The sequence below is a fragment of the Alistipes sp. AM16-43 genome (assembly GCF_003435745.1).
Classification (GTDB): domain Bacteria; phylum Bacteroidota; class Bacteroidia; order Bacteroidales; family Rikenellaceae; genus Alistipes; species Alistipes onderdonkii.
Window position 1 is genome coordinate 1 of record NZ_QTUQ01000021.1, and the last position, 2,391, is coordinate 2,391.

Here is a 2,391-nt window from a genome sequence, read left to right on the forward strand (position 1 = left end):
TCGATGTCGAGTAGGTCAGCCCCCTTACGGGAGCTTTCCCCTCTAAGAACCGTACGTGAGAGTTTCCCCTCATACGGCTCAAGCAATTCAAAACTTTTATTTGTAACTAAAAGCCGGCTCATAGTAACTTCCATTTATTTCTGTTAGTAATTCGGCTGCAATGATCATGTATTAGGACTTTCGCCTTTCTACTGCTCCCTGTCATTTCAGTAATTTTCCAGGGAGTTTCCCGTGTGATGTGCTTGCCACACACAGGGCAACATTGCATTTGCTGATTCCACAGGCGATAGATATATTGCTTGCCGTCTAAGTGTGCAAGCATTCTTCGGGTCTTGTATTGATCGAAGAAATCTTTCCAATCGGCATCATATGGGTTGGCCTCACTGCGGATTTTGATATGTCGCTTTATTTTCGTATCCGACAATCTCACAAGAGTGTGGTATTTATCCACTTTCCTGTTTTCAAGCGGTACGGCAAAAGTCCAGCTTCTACCTCTTACAGTGTGATAATACTTGTTGGCAATCCATCGTTTACCTTTTTTGGGATGTCTTCTGCGAGACCATCGCCATAGTTTGTTGAAAATTTGTGCATCTGTTTTACGGAAAGTTTCCGATGCAGAACACCCCTTGTAGTAGTTCGCCCATCCTCTAATGACTGGGTTTAGCAATCGTATCAAAGATTGTTGCTTAGAAGACTTGTTCTTGTCCACTATTTCACGAACCTTATCTAAAAATCTCTTTCGACTCTTCTTGGATGGTTTTGTGATAAACTTGCCTTTATATTTTCTGATATTGAACCCAAGAAAATCAAACCCTTCTTCTATATGAGTTATCTTAGTCTTTTCTTCTGATAAGGTAAGCCCTCTTGCTTGAAGAAACTCAATGACTAATGGTTTAACATGGTTCTCCAACAACTCCTTACTCTCTCCTGTGATAATAAAATCATCCGCGTAGCGAACAAGATTTATCATAGGAGTATAGTAATTTTTCTTCGAGCGGTTTATCGGAAAGCTATCGGCAAGCAGTTTTTCCAGTCCGTCCAAAGTCATATTTGCAAGAGTTGGGGAGATGATGCCGCCTTGAGGAGTTCCCTCCTCTGTCGGAAAAAGTTGCTTGTTGAAAATAAATCCACTTTTCAACCATTTACGGAGCAAAACTTTATCCATAGGGATATTGTCAAGCAACCATTCATGACTGATATGGTCGAAACAACCTTTGATATCACCTTCTAAGATCCATTGTGGGGATGTCGTCCTTGCCAGGTCATTGAAGCATTGTTGAACGGCATCTGCCGTGCTCCTTTCTTTTCTGAAACCATAAGAATTGGCATCAGCCGTTGTTTCAGCTACGGGAGCCAGTGCCATCAGATACAATGCCTGCATAGCCCGGTCTTTCATAGTTGGTATACCCAATGGTCTTAATTTCCCGTTACTCTTTCTGATATGTACTCGTCTCAGAGGTTGGGGTGTATAACCTCTCCTTTTCAGTTCGGTTATTGCACACACTTTAGCATCTGGCGTTTTCCATGTTACCATATCGACGCCAGCCGTTTTACTCCCATTATTGGAAGTTACACGTCTTACCGCTAATGCTTTAGCGTAAAACGAGTGGGTCAGTGTCCACTGCAAGGCTTTGACCTTGTTGTGGCGACCCTCTTTTTGAGCCTTTACAATACGCGCTTGTAGCTTTTGAACCGCAGCTTCGCATTTGAGCCAATTTATACTGTCCCATTTGCTCTGCGTTTGGTCAGTCGATGCACACGATTTTTTAATTTCGTTCATTTGCTTTTCTCCTTTTAAAAGTTCTAAAAGTTTCTTGTAAAGAATCACCTACCGCAGAAGTCAGCCTGCTTTCGCAGCGGGATGATGTTTCAATCCCTATTCACCCCATTACAGGGTGGCATTCGCTTTTTCTGCAATCCTATACCCGCACTCCATTCGGCATTCCTTACGGTCTGCTTACCTGTCATTGGCAGGAGAAATACGGGCTTACTACGTTCCGTGCAAGTAACTTATAAGTGGGTTAGGTTCTGTCTATTACACCGGCAGTACTCTGTTCGTGTATTCCCAGAATGGAGAGGAATAACCGACTGCTTCCCTTTTGGGCTGAAGCCTATCAGTATCTTTGGCTTCTTCAACCTTACGACGTTTAGACGACAGTTCGCTTACGCTAACCATACCACCCAAGCCAAGCTCCCTGACTGTATGATACTAACAGCCATTGTCTTTCCCTCACGGTTCTGACTGCTCCTTTCGGAAGGGCTACCTTGTCTGGACAGCTTTGATACAGTATATTACTATTGGTGCATCTGTCCATAGGCTACCGTTGACGAAACAACGGGTTAAATCTAAGTTTAACAATTACTTACACAGCGACGTATCGCACCCACTCC

Annotated in this window: 1 protein-coding gene; it reads right to left on the minus strand. The window is 43.3% G+C overall.

Annotated features, from left to right (window positions below; genetic code table 11):
- Positions 1-118: 118 nt before the first annotated feature.
- Complete coding sequence (ltrA, locus tag DW189_RS14165) at positions 119-1,780, minus strand: group II intron reverse transcriptase/maturase (RefSeq protein WP_004319152.1); 1,662 nt, start codon at positions 1,778-1,780, stop codon at positions 119-121.
- Positions 1,781-2,391: the final 611 nt, after the last annotated feature.

What these genes read in the sequence shown, in the direction of transcription:
- ltrA (WP_004319152.1), bottom strand. Translation starts at nt 1,780, where the DNA reads ATGAACGAAATTAAAAAATCGTGTGCATCGACTGACCAAACGCAGAGC.